A 25,035-nucleotide genomic window follows, 5' to 3' on the forward strand; every position below is an offset into this window, starting at 1 on the left:
ACCCCGTCGAAGGATGGAGGGGTGACCCCGCCCGGCTACCTCCGCTACCCCCACCTACACGGCGGCCTGCTCACCTTCACCGCCGAGGACGACGTCTGGATCGCCCCGCTGGACGCCGACGGCGCCGGCACCGGCCGGGCCTGGCGGGTCGGCTGCGACCGCACCCGGGTCAGCCACCCCCGCTTCTCCCCCGACGGCACCACCCTCGCCTGGACCAGCTGGTTCGGCCTGACCCCCGAGGTGTGGACCGCCCCGGTCGACGGCGGCGAGGCGAGCCGGCTCAGCTTCTGGGGCAGCCACGACACCCGGGTGCGCGGCTGGCTGCCGGACGGCGAGGTGCTGGCCGTCACCTCCTACCACGAGCCCTTCGGCCACTACACCTGGGCGCACGCCCTGCCACCGGACGGCTCCCCCGGCCGCCGGATGCCCTGGGGGCCGGTCGGCGACGCCCAGATGAGCCGCGAGCGGACCGTGCTGCTCACCGGCGCCGCCCCGCACGAGCCGGCCGCCTGGAAGCGCTACCGCGGCGGCGCCATCGGCCGGCTCTGGGTGGACGGCGAGCGGATCCTGCCCGAGCACACCGGGCACCTCGCCGCACCGATGCCGGTCACCGGAGCGCTCGGCAGCCGGATCGCCTTCCTCTCCGACCACGAGGGCATCGGCAACGTCTACTCCTGCCGCCCGGACGGGACCGACCTGCGCCGGCACACCGACCACGCCTCCTACTACGCCCGCGAGGCCGCCACCGACGGCACCCGGATCGTCTACCAGCACGCCGGCGACCTCTGGCTGCTGGACGGCCTGGACGCCCCCGCCCCGCACCTGCTGCACGTCCCGCTCGGCGGCGCCCGGGCCGGCCGCCGCCCCTACCAGGTCAACACCGCCGGCCAGGTCAAGGACCTCGCCTGCGACCAGACCGGCCGGGCCGGGGTGATCACCGTGCGCGGCAGCCAGTACTGGCTCACCCACAAGGACGGTCCGGCCCGCGCGCTCGCCGACACCCCCGGGGTGCGCACCCGGCTGCCGGTGGTGCTCGGGCACACCGGCGAGGCGGCCTGGATCACCGACGCCGAGGGGGCCGACGCGATCGAGGTGGTGCCGCTGCCCGGCCACGCCGGGCCGCCGGGCCACCAGGGCTCGGACCGGCACCGCCACCGGCTGCTCGCCGCCGGACGGATCGGCCGCGTCCTGGAGCTCACCGCCTCCCCCGACGGCAGCCGGCTCGCCGTCACCACCTCGGACGGGCGGCTGCTGCTGCTCTCCGCCGCCGACGGCGAGGTCCGCGAGGTGGCCGCCTCCGGCTACGGACCGGTCTCCAGCGCCCGCTTCTCCCCCGACTCGCACTGGATCGCCTGGTCCGAGCCGGTCGCCGGGCGCTCGCTGCGCCGCATCCGGCTCACCCGCGCCGACACGCCCGCGGGGACCACCGACGTCACCGACGGCCGGTTCGAGGACGAGCAGCCGGTGTTCACCCGGGACGGCCGCTACCTGGCCTTCCTGTCCTGGCGCGGCTTCGACCCGGTCCACGACGTGCACACCGGCGACCTCTCCTTCCCGGTCGGCTGCCGCCCGTACCTCGTGTCGCTCGCCGCCGACACCCCCTCACCGTTCGCCGCCCCGGCCGAGGACGGCGCCCCGCACGGCGACGGCGGCGGCGACGGCACCGTCCGGGTCGACCCGGAGGGCATCGGCGAGCGGCTGCTCCAGTTCCCGGTGATCGCCTCCAAGTACTCGGCCACCGACGCGGTGCGCGGCGGCCTGGTCTGGCTGCGCTGGCCGATCTCCGGCACCCTCGGACAGACCTTCGCCAGCCCGGAGGACACCTCGGGGCGCCCCTCACTGGAGCACTTCGACCTCGCCCGGGGCACCCGCAGCACCCTGGTCGACAAGCTGGACGGCTACGCCGTCTCCGGGGACGGCGGCTCGATCGTGGTCTACTCGGCCGGGGCGCTGCGGGTGATCCCGGTCGCCGCCCCCGCCGCCGGCACCACCGTCGACCTGCGCCGGATCACCCACACCGTGCACCCGGCCGCCGAGTGGCGCCAGGCGTACCACGAGGCGGCCCGGATCGTCCGGGACCAGTTCTGGGACGAGCGGATGTCCTGCCTGGACTGGCCCGCGCTGGTCGCCCAGTACGAGCCGCTGCTGGACCGGGTCTGCTCCCCCGACGACTTCGCCGACCTGCTGCGCGAACTCCTCGGCGAACTCGGCACCTCGCACGCCTACGTCACCCCGTCCCGGCGCGCCGAGGGCCCCGTCCTCGCCCAGCAGCCGCTCGGCCTGCTCGGCGCCAACACCCGTCACTCCCCCGACGGCCGCTGGCTGGTCCACCGGGTGCTGCCCGGCGAGACCTCCGACCCGCGCGCCCGCGCCCCGCTGGCCGCCCAGGGCGTCCGGGACGGCGACGAGGTCCTGGAGGTCGGCGGCCGCCCGGTGGACCCGGTGCGCGGACCGCTGCCGCTGCTGGCCGGCACCGGCGGCAGCACCCTGGAACTGGCCCTGCGCGGCGGCCCGGACGGCCCGGTGCGGCGGATCGTGGTCACCCCGCTGACCGACGAGCGGCCCATCCGCTACCAGAACTGGGTGGCCAGACGGCGCTCCCTGGTCCGGGAGTTCAGCGACGGGCGGTGCGGCTACCTGCACATCCCGGACCTCGGCGGCTCCGGCTGGGCGCAGTTCAACCGGGACCTGCGGCGCGAGCTGGACAAGCCCGCACTGGTCCTGGACGTGCGCGGCAACGCCGGCGGCAACGTCTCCGAACTGGTGCTGGAGAAGCTCTCCCGGCACGTCCTGGCCTGGGACTTCAGCCGGGGCCGCCACCCGGTGCGCTGGCCCCGGCACGCGCCGCGCGGACCGCTGGTGGCGCTGGCCGACGAGGCCACCAGCTCGGACGGCGACGTGATCATCGCGGCGATCAAGCTGCTCGGGCTCGGCCCGGTGATCGGCACCCGCACCTGGGGCGGGGTGGTCGGGATGAGCGGGCGGCACACCCTCGGCGACGGCACCCAGATCTCGGTGCCGAAGAACGCCTCCTGGTTCGGCGGCGGCCTCGGCTGGTCGGTGGAGAACCGGGGCGTCGAGCCGGACGTGCACGTGCTGCGCACCCCGCGCGACTGGGCGCGGGGGCGCCACCCGGAACTGGTCACCGCCGTCCAGCTGGCCCTGGACCTGCTGGAGGACGTGCCCGCCGCGGCGCCCCCGCCGGAGTCCACGCCCCGGCCGGACCTGCGGCGCCCGCCGCTGCCGCCCCGTACGGGCTGAGTCCGGGGCTCAGCCCCAGGGGTCGCCCTCGGAGGTCATGTTCTCGGCGGCACGCCGGTCGGCCTCCTCCTGGGCGAGCTTCTCCTGCTGGTCCCGGGTGCGCTCGACGTCGTTGGTGTACGCGTCGGCGGCCTCGTCGTGGGCGAGGGCGGCGCGCTGGGCGGCCTCCTGCCCGGCGGACTCGTGCTGCGACCGGTGGAACAACCTCTCGAAGATGCCCATGACTCCTCCAAAGGGGATGGACGGAAGGTCTGATGACCGGGCTGCCCCCACTCTCACACCGGGTGCCCACGGGCGCACCTTGAGCCTTTGGTCCCTGGTGGACGCGCCCAAGGGCCGTAGCCGGGGGCCGCCGGCCGGGCGCAGATTGGGGCCGTCGGCGAAAATCGACGCCACCCTCTGGAGCCCGCTGTGACCGTCGTACACCCCGGAAGCCACGCCCGGCGCACCGCCGAGGACCCGCACGACGGACCGCGCCGGCGGGTCGGTCCGCTGGCCGCCCTGGACGGCCGGCTGCCCGGCACCCACGACCTGCTGCTGATGCAGTGCCCCGGCTCGCTGCGGCCCCTCGCCGGCGGCGAGCTGCCGGACTGGGCGCGGGCGGTGCTGCGGGCGAACCCCTGGGTCACGGTCGGCCGGGCGCCCGCCGTGGTCGGCAACCCGGTCGACCTGCCGCACCCCCAGCGCTGCACCCGGGACCCGGAGGCGGCGCCCGAGCTGTGGTTCCCGGTGACCGTGCGCGGCCCGCGCCCCGGTCAGCGGATGGACGCGCTGGCCCCCTGGGCGGCGGTGGCCAGGACGCTGCGGCCCGAGCAGCTCGCCGAACGGCGCGAGCGGCTGGCCCCCGAGCGGCTGGCCGGCATCCCGGCGCTGGCCCTGCTGCCGGAGGTCGGCCGGCTGGTGGCGGACCACCGGCTCCCCTGGGGGCCGATCGGCGCGGTCGGCTACGAGCTGGGCAGCGGGGTGCCGGTGGCGGGGACGCTCAGCCCGCTGCGGCTGGTGCTGCGCTCCCCGCAGCCGATCAGCCGGCGCGACGCCCTGCAGCTGCGACGGGCGCTGACCAAGCTGCCGGTGCCCGTGCAGGCCGAGCTGGAGACCCGGCACGGCGCGGTCCAGCTGGCCGAGTACGCCTCCGGCGCCCACAGCCTGACCCTGCTGACCTCCGACGGGCCCCGGGAGGTCCACGACCCCTGGTTCCCCCGGGGGCCGTTCGCCTGAGCGGCCGGACCGGCGGGGCAGACGGGGCAGGCGGGGCAGGCAGAACCGGCCGGTCGCTCCCGTCCGGTCAGGGCAATCTCGGAGTTGGCGGCCCGGCCCGGCACTCGTGAGGATGGAGCGCCGTCCGTCCTGCCCAGCCAAGGGAGCGCACCGTGCCGCACATCGCCATCGACAACGGACTGCCGGGGATCAGCGGCCTGCTGACGCTGCGTCCGGACACCGCCGCCCCACTGGGCATGCTGGCCGACGCGCTGCTGCGGGCCCCGGCCCCGATGAGCCGGGGCGAGCGCGAGCTGGTCGCCGCGTACGTCTCCCACCTCAACGGCACCCGCTTCTGCGAGGGGGCCCACAGCGCCTTCGCCGCGGCGCAGTTGGACGGCGGCGAGGACCTGGTCAAGGCGGCCCTGGCCGACCTCTCGTCCGCGCCGCTCCCGGAGCGGATGCGGGCCCTGCTGCGGATCGCGGCGCAGGTGCAGGCGCAGGCCGCGCCGGTCTCGCCGGAGGCGGTGGCGGCCGCCCGCGCGGCCGGCGCCGGTGACACCGAGATCCACGACACCGTGCTGATCGCCGCCGCGTTCTGCATGTACAACCGGTACGTCGACTGCCTGGCCACCGACCTTCCCGCGGACCCGGGCTACTACGCCGAGGGGGCGAAGCGGATCGTCGACTCCGGCTACGGCCACGGGAACTGAGCCGCGGGAGCCCGGCGGATCGGGCGGCGCCGTCCTCGGACGGCGCCGCCCGAGCGCGCTGCGACACGGCACGACGGAAGAAGCGGCCGACCGGCCGCACCGCCAGGATGTCAGCCGTCGAGCACCGGGTCCCCTGCCGAATCGAGGCTCCGCCATGAGTACTTTCGCGTCCGGCCGGCCGAACGCGCCGGCCGATCCCACCCCGCGCCAACTCACCTCCCGCACCTCGCTGTTCGTCACCGGGGACTTCCCCCGGCGGCGCTGGCTCACCCTGCTGCTCAGTACCGCCGGCGGACTGCTGCTGGCGTACGCCTGGAACGCGAAACTGGTCGACGACGAGATCGGCTTCAGCAGCGCCGACGCCCTGCTCGGGCACGACGCCCACGGCACGCCGATCACCGGAGTGCTCTCCGGCATCCTGTTCGCCTTCGTCTCCGGACTGGCCGGCTCGTTCACCGCCTGCAACATCGCGGCCTTCGGCGCGGTCGGCCCGCTGGTCGGGCAGACGCCCTCGCTGCGCGGCAGGCTGCTGCACGTCGCCCGGCCACTGGGGTGGATCTTCGCGGGCATGGCGCCGGTCTCCGCCGCCTACGGGGCGCTGGTCGGCCTCGCCGGCACGCACATGCCGCAGTTCTCGACGGCCGCGGCCAAGGGCCTGACGCCCCGGTCCATCCAGTCGATGGTGACCTTCGGCCTGATCGGGCTCGTGATGATCGTGCTCGGCCTGGCCGCCGTCGGTCTGGTCCGGGACCCGCTGGCCGGCCTCTCCCGCCGCTTCCCGAACGCGCCGCTGGTGCTCGTCGGCGCGCTGATCGGCGGCTTCCTGGTGGGCCGGCCGTACCCGCTCTTCCGCGACCTGTTCCGGCACGCCGCCGACAGCCACGACCCGGTCTACGGCGCCGGCGCGTTCCTCCTGCAGTCGATCGGCAACATCGCGGTCATGGCGCTGCTGTTCGTGCTGCTCACCTACACGGCGGGCGGGCGACTGCAGCGCCGGCTGGCGGCCGGGCCCGCCCGGATCAGCGTGCTGACCGCGGCGGCCTTCCTGGTCGCCGGGGTCTTCACCGTCGTCTACTGGGACGTGCGGATCCTGGGCCGGCTCGGCTACATCTGGTTCCCGCCCTCCCCCTGGTCCTGAGGCCGGCGGCCGAACCGCCGCGGGCCCCGACCACCGGTGAGCGGTCGGGGCCCGCGGCGCCGGGAGCGGTCAGCCGGTGACGCTCGGCGCGCCCGTCTCCAGGTGGCCGGTGAACCGCTGGGACCAGCTGCTGTCGGCGTCCACCGTGACGGTGAAGTCGTACCAGCCGTTGGTGTAAGCCACCGCGTTGAAGAAGTCGTCGACGCTGCCGCCGGCCGGGACCTGGTACGTCCAGGGACCGTCCGTCCGGTAGTTGTTCGAGGCGATGGTGAAGGTCATCGGCGTGCTGCCCGAGTTGGCGAGCCTGAACCAGAGCGCGAGCTTGCCCGTCCCCGGCTCGACCGCGTACGAGGCGGTGACGGCCACGCTCTTGCCCGCCTTGGTGAGGTCGCCGGTGAAGCGGCGCAGGAAGCGGTTCGGGCCGACGACGGTCAGGTCGTACCTGCCGTTGCCGAAGCCGTTGGTGCCGCAGTTGAAGAAGTCGGTGACGGGGCTGCCGGAGTCGACGGTGTACTGCCAGGGGCCGCCGCCGCGGTAGGCGTTGGCGTAGGCCGCGAAGTGCGAGGCGCGGGCGGCGCCTTCGTTGGACATCTTCACCCAGACGTGCATGACACCACTGGCGTCGGCGTCCCAGTGGTCCAGGTTGGCGTTCGGCTGGTACGGCAGGGCGCGCGCCGGGCGGGTGCCGGACTCCTGCACCGGCAGCTGGTTGTTCACCGGGGCCGGGTTGGGCAGCGGGCCGCAGGCGGACAGACCGATGGTCTGCGAGGTGTCGGGCAGCGCGGGCAGGCCGTACACCGGGTTGGCGAAGTCGAACACGCTGGTCAGGTCGCCGCAGACCTTGCGGCGCCAGTCGCTGATGTTCGGGCAGGTGGCGGGCTTGCCGAGGGCGGCCGTCCAGACCTCCAGGAAGCGCAGCACCGAGGTGTGGTCGAAGGTCTCGGAGTTGACCCAGCCGCCGCGGGTCCAGGGCGAGACGGCGATCAGCGGGACGCGGAAGCCGAGGCCGATGTTGGTGCCGTTGTAGAACTCGCCGGGGGTGCCGGCCGGGGCGGCCGGCGGCGGGACGTGGTCGAAGAAGCCGTCGTTCTCGTCGTAGTTGAGGAACAGGACGGTCGAGTCGAAGACGTTCGGGTCCGCGTTGAGTGCGTCGATCACCATGTGGACGAAGTGCGCGCCGTCGGCCGGGGTGGCGTACGGGTGCTCGGAGGAGGCCTGGTCGGCGACGATCCAGGAGACCTGCGGGAGGGTGCCGGCCAGCACGTCGGCCTTGATCGCGGCGGCGATGTCGTCCGGGGTCCGCCCGGTGGCCTTGGGCACCGAGCCCATGCCCTTGACGGCCAGCGGGCTGCCGGCCGCGGCGCCCGTGAAGTTGCTGAAGTACGCCAGGGCGTTGTCGCCGTAGTTGTCGGCGGCGTTCTGGTAGACCTTCCAGCTGACGCCCGCGCTCTCCAGCGCCTCGGCGTAGGTCTGCCAGCGCAGGCCCTTCTCCTCGCCGCCGTCGTAGGCCGGGCCGCCGGCGGCGCCGGCCGGGTCGATCTGGCCGGACCAGTGGTAGGTGCGGTTGGGGCCGGTCGCGCTCAGTACGGAGCAGTGGTAGGCGTCGCAGATGGTCCAGTTCTCGGCCAGCGCGTAGTGGAACGGGATGTCCTGGCGGGTGAGGAAGCCGAGCGTGCGGACGTTGCCCTTGGCGGCGACCCAGGAGTCCAGCTTGCCGCCGTTCCACGCCTTGTGCTGGTCGGACCAGCCGTGGCTGAGGTCCCCGTTGCACTGGGCCAGGCGCTCGGGGTCGGCGCCGCCGGCTGGCTTGGTCTGGCTGAACTGCCACGGGTACTGCCGGCCGAACAGGCCGTTCGGCTGGTTGAAGACGCTGTAGCCGCCGGAGATCTGGATGGCGCTGCGGTCGGCGAAGCCGCGCACGCCGCGCAGCGTGCCGAAGTAGTGGTCGAAGCTGCGGTTCTCCTGCATCAGGATCACCACGTGCCGGGCGTCGGTGATGGTGCCGGTCGTGCTGAGCGCGGTGGTGGCGGCGGTCGCGGCCGTGCCGCTCGGGGCGGCCCCCGCGGCTCCGGCGCCGGTGCCGGCCACGGCGAGGCCTGCCGCGGCGGCACCGGACAGCGCGACGAACTTCCTACGACTCAACTCGGCCATCAGCCCGGCCCGTCCCTTCGCTGGCGATGTTGTGTACACAAGTCGGGGCTCACTCGATCGCGCAGCAGTCTCCACCCCGCGCCAGGCCTCCCACCAGATGCGCGCGGCAGGATTGGCGGACTGTTCGTCCGGGTGTCACCGGGCGACGCCCGGCTGAACGGGCGGAGGAGGCCGGACACAACCCGGGTGTTCAGCGGTCCTTGACCTCGATCCCCAGCGCGTGGGCGAACTGCGGCGCCAGTTCCAGCAGTTGGGTGGAGCTGATGACCGCGCCCCGCAGCCCCTGGTGGCCGTCGACCAGGCCGAGCCGGACGGCCCCGCGCAGGTCGGTCCGGCTCAGCGTCGCGCCGCGCAGCCGGACCTCCTCCAGCGTGGAGCCGGGGAAGGACACACCGGTCAGCTTCGCCTCGCCGAAGTCCACGTCGCGCAGCAGGCAGTCCTCGAAGACGACGTCCCGCAGGACGGCCGAGCGCAGGTTGACCGCCTCCAGCTTGCAGCCGCGGAACACCACCCGGCGCAGCGCCGAGCCGTACCCGGCGACCCCGGCGAGCACCCCGCCGACGAAGGCGCTGTCCTGCCACTCGGAGTCGCTCAGGTCGCAGGCGACCCAGCGGCCGGCCTGCACCCAGACCTCGTTGAACCGGGCCTGGCGCAGCTTGACCCCGCTGAGCGCGACGCCGGTGAAGGCGCACTCCAGGAAGGCCGCCCCGGCGCCCGACTCGTCGGTGTGCTCGCCACCGTCGAAGTGCGCGGTGTCGTAGCGCTCGTCGCTGCGCAGCGGCCCGCCGTGCGGGCGCAGCAGCTCGGCGTACGGGAGGTCGGCGAGCCGGTCGGGGACGGAACGGGGCATGGCGGTGGCTCCTGGCGGTCGGGGGCGGAGGGGTCTCGCCCGCATGCTCGCACGCGGCACCGACAGCCCCCGGCGGCGCACCGACGCGGCGGCGCCCCGGACCGGCCGCACCGACGCGACCGGTCCGGGGCTCACTGCCCTGGCCGTGGGAAGGCTGCGGGTCAGCCGCGCACCCAGAGCGAGTTGACCCGGGTGCGCTCGGCGCCGTTCGGGTAGGGGTTGGTGCAGGAGGTGCCGGGGCCGCCGCCCGACATCAGCTCGCTGCACGGGCCGGAGTAGTGGTCCGGCAGACCGAGCACGTGGCCGGTCTCGTGCGCCACCACGCGCACCGAGCTGTACTGCTGGTTCTGCGCGTAGTCGAGGAAGACGTAACCGCGCCCGTGGCCGTCGGTGCTGGCGTAGGAGCCGCGGCTGTCGTTGCCCTCGTAGTAACGGAAGTCGGCGGCCGAACCGGACCGCAGCTGGACGTTGGTGACCGAACTGTTCCAGATCTGCGCGGCCTGGGATATCTGGTTGCGGAAGGACGGGGCGGAGCTGGCGTCATAGGTGACGGTGACGGTCGCCAGGCCCGGGTTGGCGGCCTGCTTGGCCTTGGCGGAGGCCATCACGGCCTGGAAGAAGGCCTGGTTGTCCGCCGCCTCCGCGGCCGAACCGGCGTACGTCGTGGCCGTGTAGCCCTGCACGGCCGGGGCGGCCGGCGCCGCGGCGGCGGCGGTGGTGGGCAGGACGGCGAGGCCGGCCGCGAGGGCGAGGCCGAGGGTGGCGGACAGCACGGATCGCTTCATGTGGGGGCTCCGATTCCTGGGGTGACGTGGCCGGTTGGGGGCCGGCCGCGGGGAACACCTGGTCAACGGGTGGTGTCCCCAGAGCTTCGGGCAACCCGGTGCGTGCGCGGATGATGCCAACCCGCGATAGCACGATCCAATACCCCTGCCGTGGAACGGAATTGAGTCGCCTTTTCCTCGACTTGACTCATTCGTGCCCCTGGCATTCCGTTCCGGCGGCGGCTAGGCTCCCGTGCGGGGAAGTACCCGGAGCGGCGGGCGGCCCGATTCCGGCCGGGCGGCCCGCCGCGCCGAACCCGCCTGCCGGGCGTGTCAGTCGCGCGCCGCCAGGCCGTTCGACCAGAGGTAGTCGACCTGGCTGCGCTCGTTGCCGTCGGGGTACGGATTGGTGCAGGACGGGCCGGGGCCGCCGCCCGACATCAGCTCGCTGCACGGGCCGGAGTAGTCGTCGGGCAGGCCGAGCACGTGACCGGTCTCGTGCGCCACCACGCGCAGCGAGCTGTACTGCTGGTTCTGCTGGTAGTCGAGGAAGACGTAGCCGTGGCCGTGCCCGTCGGTGCTGGCGTACGAGCCGCGGCTGTCGCTCCCCTCGTAGTACGAGAAGTCGCCGTTGCCGCCGGTCTCCTGGAGCCGCACGTTGCGCTCCGAGCCGTTCCAGATCTGCGCCGCCCGGGATATCTGACTCGTGAAGGAGGGCGCGTTCGCGGTGTCGTAGGTGACGGTGACGGTCAGCAGCCACGGGTCGGCGGCCTGCCGGGCCTTGGCCGAGGCCATCACGGCCCGGAAGAAGGCCTGGTTGTCCGCGGTCTCCGCGGCCGGACCGGCGGACGTCGAGGGGGTGTAGCCCTGGAGGGCCGGCCCGGCCGGGGCCGCTGAGGCCGCGGTGGCGGGCAGGGTCGCGAGGCCGGCCGCGAGGGCGAGGCCCAGTGCGGCGGACAGCACGGATCGCTTCATGTGGGGGCTCCGGTTTCGCGGTGCGCCGGCTCGCCGGGGCCGGTGGGGCCGGGCCCGGGACGGCGCACGGTGGGGGGCCGCCCCGACGGTGTGGCCGGGGCGGGTTGCTGCCCACCGAGCTTCGACCCGCCCGGTGCCGTCACGGATGATGCCAACCGGCGATAGCACCGCCGCATGACCGCCCGGTTCGCCGCGCGCCGGGCCGGTCGACCGGCCGGTCGGTCCGCCGACCGGCTCTTCGGCACGCCTTGAATGCCTGTCATGTCCTTGGCGATACGGTGCGGCGACGTCTATGCTCCGGACGTGGAGCTCGACGTGAGACACCTCCGGGTGCTGTGCGCGATCGCCGACAGCGGCAGCCTCCGCAAGGCCGCGCTCCAGCTCGGCATGACCCAGCCCTCCCTCACCACCCAGCTGCACCGCATCGAACGGGCCATCGGCGGCACCCTGTTCACCCGCGAGCAGACCGGCAGCCGGCCCACCGCGCTCGGCCACTCGGTGCTCTCCCGGGCCCGGCCGGTGATCACCGAGATGGCCGCCCTGGTGGCCGCCGCCCGCCAGGAGGCCCGGGACTCGGCCGGGCCAGGACGGCAGCGGCGGCTGCGGATCGGCAGCGTCGGCAGCCGGGCGGTCGCGGCCTGGCTGCGCCGGGTGCACGAGCGGCTGCCGGACACCGACACCACCATCCACGTGGACGTCTCGGCCAGCGCGCTGCTGCGGATGGTCGCCGCCGACCAGCTGGACGTGGCCTTCGTGTACGAGTGCGAGGGCTTCCCGCTGCGGGTGCCGCCGGACGCCGAGCACCGGGTACTGATGGCCAGGGAGCCGCAGTTCGTCGCGCTCGCCGCCGGACACCCGGCCGCCGCCCGGCCGGTCGTCCACCTGGCCGACCTCGCCGAGGACACCTGGATGGTCGACCCGACCGCCGACCACGAGTACGCGGCGATGCGCCGGGTGTTCAGCGAGGCCGGGCTCAACCCCCGGGTCGTCCAGGTGCGGGACAACGCCACCGCCGCCGAGCTGGTCGCCTCCGGCGAGGCCGTCCGCCCGTGCCAGCCGACCTCGTTACCCGGCCCCGGCACGGTGGTCCGCCCGGTGCACGGGGACCCTCTGGCCGTCCGACTGCTGTTCACCTGGCGTCCGCGGGTGCTCAGCCCGCCCGCCCTGGACGCGCTGTACGGCGAACTGCGGGCCGCCTACCTGGATCTGGCCAGGGTCAACCCGGCCTACCTGGACTGGCTGGCGGAGCACGAGCCGGTGCTGCTGGAACGGGTCGGCTAGCCGGCGCCCGCCCGCCGGCCCCGCGCCCACACGCCCGCCCGCTGGCTCTCCCGGCCGTGGATCAGCACGCCCACCGCCACCGTCAGCGCGCAGACCAGGCCCGCCGCGAGCACCCCGGCGCCGCCGAGCGCGGTGCAGGCCAGCACCAGCGCGGCCCCCACCGGCGCCACCGCCTGGGCCGCCGCACCCCGCTTGGTGTGCCGGGAGTGCAGGAGCCAGACCGTGAGCAGGTAGAGCGCGGTGGGCACGGTGACGGTCGCGGTGGCGGCGGTGTCCGGGATGTGCGCCTGGCGCACCGCCGACTCCACCGCGACCTCCAGCCCGGTGCCGATCGCCGCCGCCGACCCAAACACCAGGTAGTGCCCGTAGCCCCAGACCAGTGCCTGCCGGTTGGAGCGCAGGTGCTCGTGGACGGACCGGGCGAAGTAGATCCACCAGGCCGAGAAGCAGATCAGCAGGCCGCCAGCCGCCACCGGCACCAGGCGGCCCAGGTCCTCGTGCTCGTCCACCCCCGACTGCACCGCGACGGTGGCCGCGGCCACCGTCTCACCGAGCACGATCAGGGTGAACAGCCCGTACCGCTCGGCGATGTGGTGCGGGTGCCAGGAGGTCCGCATCCGCAGCTCGGCGATCACCGGCACGGCCAGCTCGCACAGCACCCCGAGCGGGATGACGTACGGGCGGACGTCGTGCGGCAGGAACAGCACCACCACCCAGCCGACCTGGCAGAGCGTGATCCCCGCCGCGTAGCCCAGCGCGACCCTTCGCGCCAGGCCCTGCTCGCTGGCGGCCGCGCGCAGCCACTGGGTGACCATCGCCAGCCGCATCACCACGTAGCCGGCGATCACCAGCGTCAGGTCCTGGGTGGCGAACAGCCGCGGCACCCCGGCGGCGAGGATCAGCACCCCGGCGATCTGCACCAGCGTGGTGATCCGGTACGGCACGTCGTCGACGTCGTACGCGGAGGCGAACCAGGTGAAGTTCATCCAGGCCCACCAGATCGCGAAGAACGCCAGCGCGTAGCCGCGCAGCCCGTCGCCGTAGTGCCCGGCCGCCAGGGCGTGGGCCAGTTCCCGCCCGGCCTGGCCGACCGCGACCACGAAGCAGAGGTCGAAGAACAGCTCCAGCGGGGTGGAGACCCGGTGCGGCTCGTGCCGGTCGCGCGGGACCATCCGGCGCACCGGCGGCGGATCGACGGGGTGGCTGTGGGGTGCCGCGGCAGCGGGGTCACTGGCCATCGGAGCTGCTCCGGAGTCGGGAAGGGGGGCGGAAAGGGCCTGTCCCGCGCATCCTGGCAGCGGTCCGGACCGGGCGCACGCATCGGCGCGGCAGGTGTGCACGCGCGGGCACGACGGTGTGCGCGCACGGACCAGGGGCGGGAAGCCCCCTCACACCCCGGGGCGCAATGGCAGGAATGCCCCTTTTTTCCTTGCTGTCAGCCGTAGTTGACGCTCCGGTGCGCGAACCGGGTGACAGCTCGGCGGGTTTCCGGGCGTGCCCCGCGCGCTGCCTCGCGGGCGGCCGGAGCGCCGCTAGATTCTTCCCCGGTTGGAAGAGCGCGGGCCCTGCCGGGCCCCACGACACGGGCGGCCTGCGGGCAACGCGGAAGGTCAAGGCGGGTGGTCGGGCAGCGGGGGCGGCAGAGCCGATCCCCCCGCGCCCGCTCCACCGGCCTCGTGATCACCGCGCTGCTCGCCAGCGCCTGCCGTGCGGCGGCCGGGCCCGTCCGGGCGGCGGCTACTTCTCCCAGCCGACCTTGCTGTAGTCCTCCTGGGCGAGGCCGAAGGCACCGTAGTTGGCCAGCCCCTTGCGGGTCGCCACCACGGCGGGCCGCTGGTAGAGCTCCACGGTGTGGCCGAGCTCCCAGATCTTCGCGTCCGCCTGGTTGTAGAGCTTCGCCGCCTCCGCCGGGTCGACCGTCCCGGCCGCCTTCTTCAGCAGGGCGTCGATCTCCGGGGTGCCCAGTCGCGAGGGGTTGCTGAAGGTGTTGTCCCCCACCGGCAGACGGAAGTTGGCCAGGCTCTTGGAGTTCGGGAACGAGTCGGTGTTGCGCCAGCTCGCGATGTCGAACTTGCCCGGGGTGACGTACTTGGCGAAGTAGTCGTTGGCCGCCACCTTGTCCAGGTCGACCTTGACCCCCACGGCCTGCCACATCGCCGCCGCCGCGGTGGCGAGGTCGACCTGGGCCTGCTGGGTGCCGTCGCTGAGCACCCAGTGCAGCTCCAGCGGCTTGCCGTCCTTGGTGCGCGGCTGGCCGCTGCCGGACTCCTTCCACCCGGCCTCGTCCAGCAGTTGCCCGGCCGCGGCCAGGTCGAACTTCGCCCACTCGCCGGAGTTGTCCTGGTAGCCGGCCTGGTTGGGCATGATGATGTGGTTGCCGAGCGGCTTGAACTCCACCGGCACCCCGTTGTTGGCGATCTTGATCAGCGCCGAGCGGTCGAGCGCCTTGCCGAGGGCCTGCCGGACCTTCCGGTCCGCGAGCGCGCCGGTGCCGCCGAAGGAGATGTGCACCTCGTCCCACGGGCTGGCGGCCCGGATCACGGTGTCCTTGGCGTTCTTGAGCTGCCCGTACGCGGTGGCGGTGCCGGCCGAGGCGAAGTCGATCTCGTTGTTGAGGTACGCCTGGATGCTCGCGGCCTTGTCCATCACCCGGAAGGTGATCTTGTCGAGCTTGGGCCGGGTGCCCCACCAGGCCGGGTCCGGCACCAGGCTGATGGTCTGCGCGGTCTTGTCCGCCACGCCGATCTTCAGCGGACCCGCGGTGATCGGGACCTTCTCCACCCAGCCCTTGTTGAAGTCGTCCGGGCTGGCGATGCCGGCCGCCGGGATCAGCGGGCGGAACAGGTTCTGCCAGTCCGCGTACGGCTCCGAGAAGGTGACCTTGACCTCGCTCGGGTCGGCGCCCTGCTCGACCGCGGAGATCAGCTCGTAGCCGGAGGGGTCGTAGATGTTGTACGCCGGGTCCTTGCCGTTGCCCGTCTGCCAGTCGGCCTTGAAGTCCAGGTAGCTCAGCGGCTTGCCGTCGGACCACTTGGCCTTGGGGTTCAGCCTGTACGTGACCACCTGCGGCGAGACCGAGGTGACCTTGGCCTCCACCAGGTAGTCCGGGTCCGCCTGGAAGGCGCCGGAGGCGTCGGTGCGGAAGAGCGAGGGCTCCACGGCCCGGATCAGGTTCACCGTGTCGGTGTAGGAACCGCCGTCCACCTGGAGCGGGTTCCACTGGGTGATCCACTGGTCCAGCTGGAAGCGCACCTCCCCGCCGTCCCTGATCTGGTCCAGCGGCTTGGCGTTGATGTCCTGGGAGTCCTGTCTCGGCGGCTCGCTCTTGGCCACGCCGTCGGCCGTCCCTCCTTCGCCCGAGGTGCACGCGGTGACCGCGAGCGCGACGGCGACGGCGAGGGCGGCCGCCCGGCCGAGACGGCGGGCCGTACGGGAAGCGTCCATGAGGGTCCCCCTGGGATCGATGACGGGAGTTGGGGCGCGCGAGGTGTGACGGGGCTTGAGCGTGGGCAGCCAATTCGGCACCGAGCGAGCAGAACGTAACAGCCGATCAGATCCGCCACCAGGGGGAGGAGCGCACACCTGATCCAGAAGTCACGGGCGGCAACACGACCGCAACACCGCCTCAGTGCGCCGGTGCTTCACTCTGACCTGCGCTTTCCCAATCTGCTTGCGACTCCAGCCAACTGACGCCCCGACCGGGGCCCGGACCGAAGGCCACACCCGATGCCCACCAGACGCGTCGGCCCCACCCGCACCGCGACGGGCGGCCGTTGATGCTCCGCTACCTGGCGAAGCGGTTGAGCTACTACGCGGTGCTGCTGATCGCCGCCGTCTTCCTGGCGTACGCGATCTCCGCGACCGCGCTGCAGCCGCGCACCTACTTCGAGGCCAAGGTCCCCCGGCCGTCCGTCGAGTCGGTGGAGCGCCAGCTCACCGCGCTCAACCTGAACGACCGCACCCCGGTGGTCGAGCGCTTCGGCCACTGGGCCGGCGGGCTGCTCGACGGCGACCTCGGCCGGACCATCCACGACACCCCGGTCACCGACGACTTCGGCCGCCGGGTCTGGGTCTCGCTGCGGCTGCTGCTGCTCGGCAGCCTGCTGGGCATGGTCCTCGGCGTCGCCGTCGGGGCCTGGAGCGCGGTGCGCCAGTACCGGATCTCCGACCGGCTGCTCACCGTGCTGTCCTTCGTGCTGCTCTCCACCCCCGTCTTCCTGGTCGCGCTGTTCCTCAAGAACGGCGCCATCGCCGCCAAGGACGCGGCCGGCCACGAGGTGATCCCGTTCACCGGCTACGAGACCCCCGGGCTCGCCGGCGGCCTCGGCGCCCACCTCGCCGACTGGGCGCTGCACCTGCTGCTGCCCACCGTCTCGCTGGCCCTCGGCGGCCTCGCCACCTACAGCCGCTACCAGCGCGGCACCATGCTCGACGTGCTCGGCTCCGACTACCTGCGCACCGCCGAGGCCAAGGGCCTGACCCGCGGCCGGGCGCTGCTCAGACACGGACTGCGGACCGCGGTGATCCCCATGTCGACCATGTTCGCCTACAGCTTCCTGGGCATCTTCACCGGCGCGATCTTCACCGAGACGATCTTCGGCTGGCACGGCATGGGCGAGTGGCTGATCAAGTCCATCAACGAACAGGACGTCAACTCGGTGGTCGCGATCAACCTGTTCACCGCCGTCGTCGTGCTCGCCTCCGGCTTCCTCGCCGACACCCTGCACGCCGCCCTCGACCCGCGCGTGCGGTCCTGACCGGAGGAGAGCCGAGATGACCACCGTCACCACCGCCGACCCGGCCGAACCGGCCGGGCCGTCCGGGGCCGCCGAGGCCGGCCCACCCGCCGGACCGCCCCGGGCCGCCGGCCGCGGCCGGCTCGTCCTGTCCCGGCTGCTCGCCGCCCGCGGGGCCGTGGTCGGCGCCGTCGTGGTGCTGCTGCTGTTCGCGCTCGCCTTCGGCGGGCCGTACCTGACGCCCTGGGACTACGCCACCCCCGACTTCTCCGCATTGCACCAACCCCCGTCCGCCGAGCACCTGTTCGGCACCAACGGGGTCGGCCAGGACGTCTTCGCGCAGACCGTCCGCGGCCTGCAGAAGTCGCTGGTCATCGGCCTGCTGGTGGCGCTGTTCTCCACCGTGCTGGCCTCGGTGGTCGGCGCCTGCGCCGGCTACTTCGGCGGCTGGACGGACCGGGCGCTGATGTTCCTGGTGGACCTGCTGCTGGTCTTCCCGGCTTTCCTGATCATCACCATCGTCTCGGCCCGGCTGAAGGGCGCCGGCTGGATCGCCTTCGTCCTGCTGCTCGCGCTGTTCAACTGGATGATCACCGCCCGGGTGGTCCGCTCGATGACCATCTCCCTGCGCGAGCGCGAGTTCGTCCGCGCCGCACGGTTCATGGGGGTGCGTCCGCTGCGGATCATCAGCCGGCACATCCTGCCCAACGTCGCCTCCTTCCTCATCATCGACGCCACCATCGCGGTCGGCGGCGCCGTGATGAGCGAGACCGCGCTCTCCTACTTCGGCTTCGGGGTCAAGCCACCGGACGTCTCGCTCGGCACCCTGCTCGCCGCCGGGACCGGCGAGGCCCCGGTGTTCCCCTGGCTGTTCTACTTCGCCGCCACGCTGCTGGTGCTGTTCGTCCTCGCCGTCAACCTGATCGGGGACGGGCTGCGCGACGCCCTCGACCCCACCTCCGGGGCCACGCCCCGCCGTTCACGCCGCACCGGTCGTTCACGTCATACCGGTCGTCCACGCCGTACCCGTCACTCCGCCGGCCGTAGGAAGCACCCGTGACCACCACCGTCGAAACCCCGCTGCTCGCCGTCCGGGACCTTCGGGTGGACTTCGCCGGGCCCGACGGCCCGGTCCCCGCCGTCCGCGGGGTGGACCTCACCCTGCGGCGCGGCGAGACCCTCGGCATCGTCGGCGAGTCCGGCTCCGGGAAGTCCGTCACCGCGCTGTCCGTGCTCGGACTGCTGCCCGGCACGGCACGCGTCAGCGGCTCGGTGTGCCTGGACGGACGGGAACTGGTCGGACTGCCCGGCCGGGAGCTCGCCGCGATCCGCGGCCGCCGGATCGCCATGGTCTTCCAGGACCCGCTCTCCGCCTTCACCCCGGTCTACCGGATCGGCGACCAGATCGCCGAGGCGGTCCGCATCCACCAGCGGGTGGACAAGGCCGCCGCGCGCCGCCGGGCCGCCGAACTCCTCGACCTGGTCGGCATCCCGGCGCCCGACCGGGCCCTGGACAGCTTCCCCCACGAGTTCTCCGGCGGCATGCGCCAGCGCGCCATGATCGCCATGGCGGTCGCCAACGAGCCCGACATCCTGCTCGCCGACGAGCCCACCACCGCGCTCGACGTCACCATCCAGGCCCAGGTGCTGGACGTGCTGCGCACCGCCCAGCGGGAGACCGGCGCGGCACTCGTCCTGGTCAGCCACGACCTCGGGGTGATCGCCGGAACGGCCGACCGGGTCGCGGTGATGTACGCCGGCCGGGTGGTCGAGACGGCCGCGGTGGACGAGCTGTTCGCGGCCCCGCGCCACCCCTACTCGCTCGGTCTGATCGGCGCGCTGCCCCGGCTGGACGGACGCCGCGGTCCGCTCGTGCCGATCCCCGGCACCCCGGCGCCGATGGCCGAACTGCCCCCGGGCTGCCCGTTCGCGGCGCGCTGCCCGCTGGCGCAGGAGCGCTGCGCCGCGGCCGAGCCCGCCCTGGAAGGGGCCGACGGCCACCTGTCGGCGTGCGTGCGCTCGGCGGAACTCGCCGAGCGGCGGCCCGCACCCGCCGAGGTCTACCCCGTACCGGAGGTGCCCGCCGGCGCCGCCGGCCCCAGCGACCGCTCCGCCCGTACCCCGGTGCTGTCGGTGACCGGCCTCGGAAAAACGTTCCCTCTCCTCAAGGGCACGGTGTTCAAGCGCAAGGTCGGCGAGGTGTACGCGGTGGACGGCGTCGACCTGGACCTACGGGAGGGCGAGACCCTCGGCCTGGTCGGGGAGTCCGGCTCCGGAAAGTCCACCACGCTGTTCGAACTGCTGCGGCTCGGCGCCCCCGAGACCGGCCGGATCGAACTGCTCGGCCGGGACACCGCCGCCCTCACCCGGGCCGAGGCCCACCGGCTCCGCGCCCAGCTGCAGATCGTCTTCCAGGACCCGATGGCCAGCCTCGACCCCCGGATGCCGATCGGCGACATCGTCGCCGAACCGCTGCTGGCCCAGCGCGCCCCGCGCGAGGAGATCGCCCGCCGGGTACCCGAGCTGCTGCGCCAGGTCGGCCTCGACCCGGAGCACGCCGTCCGCTACCCGCACCAGTTCTCCGGCGGCCAGCGCCAGCGCGTCTCGATCGCCCGGGCGCTCGCCGTACGGCCCAGGCTGCTGGTGCTGGACGAACCGGTCTCCGCGCTGGACGTCTCCATCCAGGCCGGGGTGCTCAACCTGCTGCAGAGCCTCAAGGCCGAGCTGGGCCTGTCCTACCTGTTCGTCTCGCACGACCTCTCGGTGATCCGGCACCTCGCCGACCGGGTCAGCGTGATGTACCTCGGCCGGACGGTCGAGCAGGGCGAGGTCTCCGCCGTCTTCGACCACCCCCGCCACCCGTACACCCGCGCCCTGCTCTCCGCCGTCCCGCTCCCCGACCCCGCCGCCGAGCGCGCCCGCGACCGCATCCTGCTGGCCGGCGACCCTCCCCCGCCCACCGAGCGCCGCACCGGCTGCGTCTTCCGCAGCCGGTGCCCGCGCTACGCCGCGCTCACGGCCCCGGCTGACCGGGCCCGCTGCGAGCGGGAGCACCCCGCCCTGGTCGGCGGCACCCCGGGCGCGGACCAGCAGGCGGCCTGCCACTTCCCGGACCCCGGAAGCGGCCACATGGAGTGATCACTCGAACACGATTCGGCGGATCCTGTCGGCGCCGTGTAATGTCTTCGACGTCAGCAGGCGCCGCTAGCTCAGTTGGTTAGAGCAGCTGACTCTTAATCAGCGGGTCCGGGGTTCGAGTCCCTGGCGGCGCACATGGCAAGATCTCAGGCCGTCCACTCCGGTGGGCGGCCTGAGGCGTTTCCCGGCCCGGATGAGTCGGCCCCGCACCCCCTGCGATGACGCTTCGACGGTGCCTCGACGGCGCCTCAGCGGGTGTCGAGCACCGCCGAGGCGACCGCGTCCGGGCGGTCGAACATCACCAGGTGCCCGGCCGGGGCGGTGATGCGGAAGTCCGCCCCCAGCAGGGCCGCCAGCTCCCGCTGCCGGGCCAGCCAGTCCTCGGTGCGGCGGGTCCGGCAGCCGTCGTCGGCGGCCAGCACGGTGATCGGCAGGTCCTCGGCCAGCGGCCTGGTGCGCCGCAGCCCGTCCAGTTCGGCGGCCGTGTCGAGGTAGCGGACGTTCTCCCGCAGCATCGCGCGCAGGGCCCGCCCGGTGCGGTAGCAGTGCCGGACCAGCGGCGCCGGGGCGAGGTCCTCGCGGCGGACGGTGGACAGCCGGGCCGTGGTCCGTCGGATGGTCGGGCCCAGCAGGTAGGGCACGGCGAGGGCGGTGGCGGCGCCGGCCACCGCCCGGGCCGCCAGGTCGCGCGCGCCGGGCGCCGGGTACGGCCGGGGCCGCGCCTCCATGCTGCCGTCCACCAGCACGAGTCCCGCGGTGCGCTCGGGGTGCAGCCGGGCGAAGGCCTCGGCGTGGAAGCCCGCGAGCGAGTGCCCGACCACCGTGCAGGGCTCCCGCAGCCCGAGGCCGTCCAGCACCGCCCGTATTCGCCCGGCCTCGCCGACCGCCGTCGGGGCGGGCCGGCCAGTGGCGGGTTCGGCGGCGCTCAGCCCGTAACCGGGCCGGTCGAAGCGGACCACGGTGCGGTAGGGCGTGAGGAAGGGGACGACCAGGTCCCAGTCGAACCAGCTGCTGCCGAGGCCGCCGGAGAGCAGGCAGACCGGGCCGCTGCCCTCGGTGCGGACGTGCAGCGGGACGCCGTCGATGCGCAGGAAGCGCGCCCGGTCGCCGGTCCGCGCTCCGGGGGCGCTCATGTCGGCCTCCGGCCCCGGGACGGCCCGGCAGGGCGGTGCCGCGGCATGGCGTCCTCGTGCGTCCGGTCGGAGGGGTCCGACACGTGCGGGGTGTCCGGGGCGTCCGGGGTGTCCGGCGTATCCGGCGCGTCCGATGGATCCGGGGCGTCCGGGGCGTCCGTACGGGCGGAGCGGGCGATGCCCAGAGCCAGCAGACCGAGCCAGATCGCGACCAGCAGCACCTGCAGCCGCTGCCCGGCCCCGAGCGCCCAGGTGCCGCGCCCGGCCTGGAAGGCGGCGATCGAGGCGAGGCTCCAACCGGTGGCGAGCAGCTCGGCGCCCAGCAGCCAGGGCCCGAACCGGCGCACCGGCGGCCACCAGCGGTAGCGCCGGGCGGCCACGGTGAGCGAGACGAGCGCGGTGAGCGCCCCGGCCATGGCGAGGCTGCTGGTGACGGCGTGCGCGGTGTGGGTGGCGGGGACGAGCCCGGCGGTCTCCCGGGCGGCGCACATCTCGTCGCTGGTGGGGGCGCAGCTGAGCGGCAGCCGGGAGTCGGCGGCGGTCGCGGCGCCGAACAGGGCCAGCGCGGACCAGCCGGCCAGCGCCCAGCGGTGCCGCCGGGAGGCCCCGGCCTGCCCGGTGGCGAGGGCGGTGCCGGCGGCGGCGAGCAGGCAGAGCCCGGCGGCGAGGTCGGTGGCCCGGAACAGGCCGCCCAGCGGCTGGTCCTCGGCGGCGAGTTCGCTGATGTACGCCTGCACCGGGTCGAGCCCGGTGCTCAGCACGACCTCCAGCACCCAGGCGGTGTACGCCACGGCGCTGAGCAGCAGCAGGGTGGCGGCCGTCGTCCGCGCGGCGCGGTGTCCTGGCTGGGGGCTGGGCACCGTTCCACCCTAACCAGCGGTGAACTCCACACCAACCGGAAGGAAAGGTGCGGATCGGGCGCCGGCCGCCGGGGTGGTTCGAGGCACCCCTCGGAAGCGTGTATTGTTTTCCAGGTCAGCAGGCGCCGCTAGCTCAGTTGGTTAGAGCAGCTGACTCTTAATCAGCGGGTCCGGGGTTCGAGTCCCTGGCGGCGCACAGACAGTTGGGGAGCCTCTCGCAACAGCGAGAGGCTCCCTGATTTTTTGGCCTCCGACGTCCGATTTGCGTGTGATGTCGGTCTCGATTGGCGATCCGCCGGAGCCATCCGGCCCGGTCTGCTCGTCCAGGGCAGTAGAACCGGAATCGGGACAAAGGTCCCCAACCGCCGATGTCCCCGTCCGTGCCGGCTGCGTCGACGCACCCGCAGGAAAGGCCGCGCTTTGTCCAGAAACGCCCAGAGCGGCCGTCGTACGCCGTCGATCAGCCTCCGCCCGGTCAAGCGGTTCAAGCGCTCCACCGGCCCGGTCGGCGGGTCCGGTGGGCCCGGCGGGTCCGGCGGCAAGAAGGCGCGCCGTCCCAGGCGCACCGGCTGGCGCAGGCTGATACCCACCTGGCGGATGACCCTGCTCGGTTTCGGCTCGGCGCTGCTGCTCGGCATCGGCCTGTTCGCGCTGGGGATCGCCCTGGTGAAGGTGCCGGACGCGCACGCGGCCGCGACCGCCCAGAGCAACACCTGGCTCTACTCGGACGGTTCGGTGCTCACCCGCACCGGCCAGACCAACCGGCAGAACGTCGGCCTGGACAAGGTCTCCCCCGCCGCCCAGCACGCGGCGCTGGCCGCCGAGGACCGGAACTTCTACAACGAGGGCGCGGTCAACGTCCAGGGCCTGGCCCGGGCCGCGATCAACACCGCCAAGGGCCAGGGCACCCAGGGCGGCTCCACCATCACCCAGCAGTACGTGAAGAACACGTACCTGAACCAGAAGCAGTCGATCACCCGCAAGGTGAAGGAACTGTTCATCGCCATCAAGGTGGACGCCACCGAGAGCAAGGACGAGATCCTCTCCGGCTACCTGAACACCTCCTACTACGGCCGCGGCGCCTACGGCATCCAGGCCGCCGCCCAGGCGTACTTCGGCGTCGACGCGTCCGCGCTCAACGCCGCCCAGGGCGCCTACCTGGCCACCCTGCTGAACGCCCCGAGCGCCTACGACGTCGCCACCGCGACCGCGGCGGGCAAGCAGAACGCCGTCAACCGCTGGAACTACGTGCTCGACGGCATGGTCAAGGAGGGCTGGCTCTCCGCGGAGGAGCGGGCCGGGACCACCTTCCCCGACGTCCGGGACCCGCAGCCCAACCCGGGTCTGTCCGGCCAGGCCGGCTACCTGGTCGACGCGGCCACCCAGTACCTCACCTCCAACGGGGTGATCAGCGAGACCGAGCTGGCCAAGGGCGGCTACACGATCAAGCTGAGCATCGACCCGGCCCGCCAGCAGGCCCTCCAGGACTCCGTCCAGGCCCAGCTGCACGACACCCTGAGCCCGGACAAGCGGAAGAAGGACGCGGCCGCCCAGGCCGGCGCCGCCTCCGTCGACCCGAAGACCGGTGCGGTCGTCGCCCTGTACGGCGGCGTCGACTACGTGAAGCACTACGTGGACAACGCCACCCGGCGCGACTACCAGGCCGGCTCGACCTTCAAGGCGATCGCGCTGGCCGCCGCCCTCGAGAACGACGCCAAGACCCAGGACGGCCGCACCATCACCCCGAACACGGTCTACGACGGCACCAGCGGCCGGAAGGTCCGCGGCGGCAAGGGCACCCCGTACGCGCCGCCGAACGAGGGCGACAGGAGCTACGGCCAGATCAGCCTCCAGCAGGCCACCGACTGGTCGGTCAACTCGGCCTTCGCGCAGCTCGCGCAGGACACCGGGCTGCAGAAGGTCAAGGACACCGCCGTCGCGCTGGGCCTGCCCGGCAACACCCCGGGCCTCGACCCGGTGCCGTCCATCCCGCTGGGCGCGGCCACCCCGAGCGTGCTCGACATGGCGGGCGTGTACGCCACCCTGGACAACGGCGGCAGGCAGATCACCCCGTGGCTGGTCCAGGCGGTGGACCGCGAGGGCGAGAACGTCGCGCTGCCCGCGCACAAGACCACCCAGGCGATCAGCGAGGACACCGCCAACGAGGTCACCTCGATGCTCCAGGGCGTGGTGAGCGACCCGGGCGGCACGGGCTGGCGGGCGAAGGCGCTCGGCCGACCGGTGGCGGGCAAGACCGGCACCACCGACGACCAGAAGTCGGTCTGGTTCGTGGGTTACACCCCCGAACTGGTCACCTCGGTCGCCCTGTTCGGGCAGGACCCGGGCAACGGCTCCCAGGTCAGCCTGAGCGGCGTCGGCGGCATCGACGGCGCGGCCGGCGGCCAGTACCCGGCCCAGATCTGGACCAGCTACATGAAGGCCGCGCTCAAGGGCCAGCCGGTCGGCGACTTCCCGACCCCGGCCGCCGGCGCCTCCACGGGCGCCACCGACCTGCCGACCGCCCCGAGCACGCCGAGCAGCGCCCCGACCACGAGCGCGCCCACCGGCGCTCCGAGCACCGGCCCCACCACGGCGCCGGGCGACGGCTCGACCCCGTCGGGCGGCACGGACGGCGGCGCGACCACCGCCCCGACGCCTCCCCCGACCGAGCCCACCACCCAGCCGACCCGGCCGCCCCGGCCCACCTCGCGGCCGACGCCGACCACCCAGCCGACCACGGCCCCGACCACGCAGCCGACCGCCCCGACCAACGGCGGGACGGACGCGCTCGTGGGGGCGGGGGCTGGGGCTGGGGCGTCGGGCGGGTCCAGGGGCTGA

General features: G+C 73.8%; 18 protein-coding genes and 2 tRNA genes. 11 read left to right on the forward strand and 9 right to left on the reverse strand.

The genetic code is table 11. The annotated features are described in order from the left end of the window. Positions 1-21: 21 nt before the first annotated feature. Positions 22-3,261, forward strand: coding sequence for a S41 family peptidase (locus ACGF0D_RS27120; protein ID WP_392920532.1), 3,240 nt, complete (start codon positions 22-24; stop codon positions 3,259-3,261). 9 nt (positions 3,262-3,270) lie between these two features. Here the strand turns inward: ACGF0D_RS27120 and ACGF0D_RS27125 are convergent, their stop codons facing one another. Beyond that, the gene (locus tag ACGF0D_RS27125; RefSeq protein ID WP_392881251.1) at positions 3,271-3,483 is read right to left on the reverse strand and encodes a hypothetical protein; all 213 of its coding nucleotides are present in this window, start codon (positions 3,481-3,483) and stop codon (positions 3,271-3,273) included. Between the two features lie 189 nt (positions 3,484-3,672). Here ACGF0D_RS27125 and ACGF0D_RS27130 point away from each other — a divergent pair, with 189 nt between their 5' ends. The 3 genes from ACGF0D_RS27130 (at position 3,673) to ACGF0D_RS27140 (ending at position 6,309) form a co-directional block, all read left to right on the forward strand. Continuing rightward, on the forward strand, positions 3,673-4,479 hold the full coding sequence (locus tag ACGF0D_RS27130) for a phosphoribosyl-dephospho-CoA transferase MdcG domain-containing protein (protein ID WP_392920535.1): 807 nt from the start codon (positions 3,673-3,675) through the stop codon (positions 4,477-4,479). 152 nt (positions 4,480-4,631) lie between these two features. Continuing rightward, positions 4,632-5,171, forward strand: coding sequence for a carboxymuconolactone decarboxylase family protein (locus ACGF0D_RS27135; protein WP_392881245.1), 540 nt, complete (start codon positions 4,632-4,634; stop codon positions 5,169-5,171). A gap of 154 nt (positions 5,172-5,325) precedes the next feature. Beyond that, complete coding sequence (locus tag ACGF0D_RS27140) at positions 5,326-6,309, forward strand: hypothetical protein (protein WP_392920538.1); 984 nt, start codon at positions 5,326-5,328, stop codon at positions 6,307-6,309. Between the two features lie 69 nt (positions 6,310-6,378). Here the strand turns inward: ACGF0D_RS27140 and ACGF0D_RS27145 are convergent, their stop codons facing one another. The 4 genes from ACGF0D_RS27145 to snpA (ACGF0D_RS27160) form a co-directional block, all read right to left on the reverse strand. Beyond that, positions 6,379-8,460: a phosphocholine-specific phospholipase C gene (locus tag ACGF0D_RS27145; protein WP_392920541.1), complete on the reverse strand. Its 2,082-nt coding sequence runs from the start codon at positions 8,458-8,460 to the stop codon at positions 6,379-6,381. 190 nt (positions 8,461-8,650) lie between these two features. Then, positions 8,651-9,310, reverse strand: a complete 660-nt coding sequence (locus ACGF0D_RS27150; protein ID WP_392881238.1) for a pentapeptide repeat-containing protein — start codon at positions 9,308-9,310, stop codon at positions 8,651-8,653. 161 nt (positions 9,311-9,471) lie between these two features. After that, complete coding sequence (gene snpA / locus ACGF0D_RS27155; RefSeq protein ID WP_392881236.1) at positions 9,472-10,095, reverse strand: snapalysin; 624 nt, start codon at positions 10,093-10,095, stop codon at positions 9,472-9,474. 312 nt (positions 10,096-10,407) lie between these two features. Then, complete coding sequence (snpA, locus tag ACGF0D_RS27160; protein ID WP_392920544.1) at positions 10,408-11,049, reverse strand: snapalysin; 642 nt, start codon at positions 11,047-11,049, stop codon at positions 10,408-10,410. A 303-nt stretch (positions 11,050-11,352) separates the two neighbouring features. On the opposite strand from snpA (ACGF0D_RS27160), the gene ACGF0D_RS27165 reads away from it, so the two are divergent. Beyond that, complete coding sequence (locus tag ACGF0D_RS27165; RefSeq protein ID WP_392920547.1) at positions 11,353-12,330, forward strand: LysR family transcriptional regulator; 978 nt, start codon at positions 11,353-11,355, stop codon at positions 12,328-12,330. Here ACGF0D_RS27165 and ACGF0D_RS27170 read toward each other — a convergent pair. Together ACGF0D_RS27170 and ACGF0D_RS27175 are read right to left on the reverse strand one after the other, a co-directional pair. Next, positions 12,327-13,568, reverse strand: coding sequence for a low temperature requirement protein A (locus ACGF0D_RS27170; protein WP_392920550.1), 1,242 nt, complete (start codon positions 13,566-13,568; stop codon positions 12,327-12,329). The two genes, ACGF0D_RS27165 and ACGF0D_RS27170, sit on opposite strands and share 4 nt — an antisense overlap. A gap of 499 nt (positions 13,569-14,067) precedes the next feature. Further along, positions 14,068-15,774, reverse strand: coding sequence for an ABC transporter family substrate-binding protein (locus ACGF0D_RS27175; protein ID WP_392920553.1), 1,707 nt, complete (start codon positions 15,772-15,774; stop codon positions 14,068-14,070). A 332-nt stretch (positions 15,775-16,106) separates the two neighbouring features. Here ACGF0D_RS27175 and ACGF0D_RS27180 point away from each other — a divergent pair, with 332 nt between their 5' ends. The 4 genes from ACGF0D_RS27180 (at position 16,107) to ACGF0D_RS27195 (ending at position 20,338) form a co-directional block, all read left to right on the forward strand. Beyond that, positions 16,107-17,087, forward strand: coding sequence for an ABC transporter permease (locus tag ACGF0D_RS27180; RefSeq protein ID WP_392920556.1), 981 nt, complete (start codon positions 16,107-16,109; stop codon positions 17,085-17,087). Between the two features lie 16 nt (positions 17,088-17,103). Beyond that, positions 17,104-18,126, forward strand: a complete 1,023-nt coding sequence (locus tag ACGF0D_RS27185; protein WP_392920559.1) for an ABC transporter permease — start codon at positions 17,104-17,106, stop codon at positions 18,124-18,126. After that, positions 18,123-20,204 carry a dipeptide ABC transporter ATP-binding protein gene (locus ACGF0D_RS27190; RefSeq protein ID WP_392920562.1) on the forward strand — a complete coding sequence of 694 codons (2,082 nt, stop codon included), beginning with the start codon at positions 18,123-18,125 and terminating at the stop codon, positions 20,202-20,204. Before ACGF0D_RS27185 ends, ACGF0D_RS27190 begins: the two co-directional genes overlap by 4 nt. A 60-nt stretch (positions 20,205-20,264) precedes the next feature. Further along, positions 20,265-20,338, forward strand: a tRNA-Lys gene (locus ACGF0D_RS27195). A 114-nt stretch (positions 20,339-20,452) separates the two neighbouring features. Here the strand turns inward: ACGF0D_RS27195 and ACGF0D_RS27200 are convergent. Next, positions 20,453-21,337 carry an alpha/beta fold hydrolase gene (locus ACGF0D_RS27200; protein WP_392920565.1) on the reverse strand — a complete coding sequence of 295 codons (885 nt, stop codon included), beginning with the start codon at positions 21,335-21,337 and terminating at the stop codon, positions 20,453-20,455. Then, positions 21,334-22,197 carry a DUF998 domain-containing protein gene (locus ACGF0D_RS27205; RefSeq protein WP_392920568.1) on the reverse strand — a complete coding sequence of 288 codons (864 nt, stop codon included), beginning with the start codon at positions 22,195-22,197 and terminating at the stop codon, positions 21,334-21,336. The genes ACGF0D_RS27200 and ACGF0D_RS27205 overlap by 4 nt, the downstream gene beginning before the upstream one ends. A 122-nt stretch (positions 22,198-22,319) precedes the next feature. Between ACGF0D_RS27205 and ACGF0D_RS27210 the strand changes: the two genes are divergently transcribed. Beyond that, positions 22,320-22,393 (forward strand) — tRNA-Lys (locus ACGF0D_RS27210). Between the two features lie 224 nt (positions 22,394-22,617). After that, positions 22,618-25,035, forward strand: coding sequence for a transglycosylase domain-containing protein (locus ACGF0D_RS27215; RefSeq protein ID WP_392920571.1), 2,418 nt, complete (start codon positions 22,618-22,620; stop codon positions 25,033-25,035).

It is taken from the genome of Kitasatospora sp. NPDC048298 (assembly GCF_043201465.1).
Lineage (GTDB): Bacteria > Actinomycetota > Actinomycetes > Streptomycetales > Streptomycetaceae > Kitasatospora.

Coding starts and splice junctions, on each gene's coding strand:
- ACGF0D_RS27125 (WP_392881251.1), bottom strand. CDS start 3,483: ATGGGCATCTTCGAGAGGTTGTTCCACCGGTCGCAGCACGAGTCCGCC.
- ACGF0D_RS27140 (WP_392920538.1), top strand. CDS start 5,326: ATGAGTACTTTCGCGTCCGGCCGGCCGAACGCGCCGGCCGATCCCACC.
- ACGF0D_RS27145 (WP_392920541.1), bottom strand. CDS start 8,460: ATGGCCGAGTTGAGTCGTAGGAAGTTCGTCGCGCTGTCCGGTGCCGCC.
- ACGF0D_RS27150 (WP_392881238.1), bottom strand. CDS start 9,310: ATGCCCCGTTCCGTCCCCGACCGGCTCGCCGACCTCCCGTACGCCGAG.
- snpA (WP_392881236.1), bottom strand. CDS start 10,095: ATGAAGCGATCCGTGCTGTCCGCCACCCTCGGCCTCGCCCTCGCGGCC.
- snpA (WP_392920544.1), bottom strand. CDS start 11,049: ATGAAGCGATCCGTGCTGTCCGCCGCACTGGGCCTCGCCCTCGCGGCC.
- ACGF0D_RS27170 (WP_392920550.1), bottom strand. CDS start 13,568: ATGGCCAGTGACCCCGCTGCCGCGGCACCCCACAGCCACCCCGTCGAT.
- ACGF0D_RS27175 (WP_392920553.1), bottom strand. CDS start 15,774: ATGGACGCTTCCCGTACGGCCCGCCGTCTCGGCCGGGCGGCCGCCCTC.
- ACGF0D_RS27180 (WP_392920556.1), top strand. CDS start 16,107: ATGCTCCGCTACCTGGCGAAGCGGTTGAGCTACTACGCGGTGCTGCTG.
- ACGF0D_RS27185 (WP_392920559.1), top strand. CDS start 17,104: ATGACCACCGTCACCACCGCCGACCCGGCCGAACCGGCCGGGCCGTCC.
- ACGF0D_RS27200 (WP_392920565.1), bottom strand. CDS start 21,337: ATGAGCGCCCCCGGAGCGCGGACCGGCGACCGGGCGCGCTTCCTGCGC.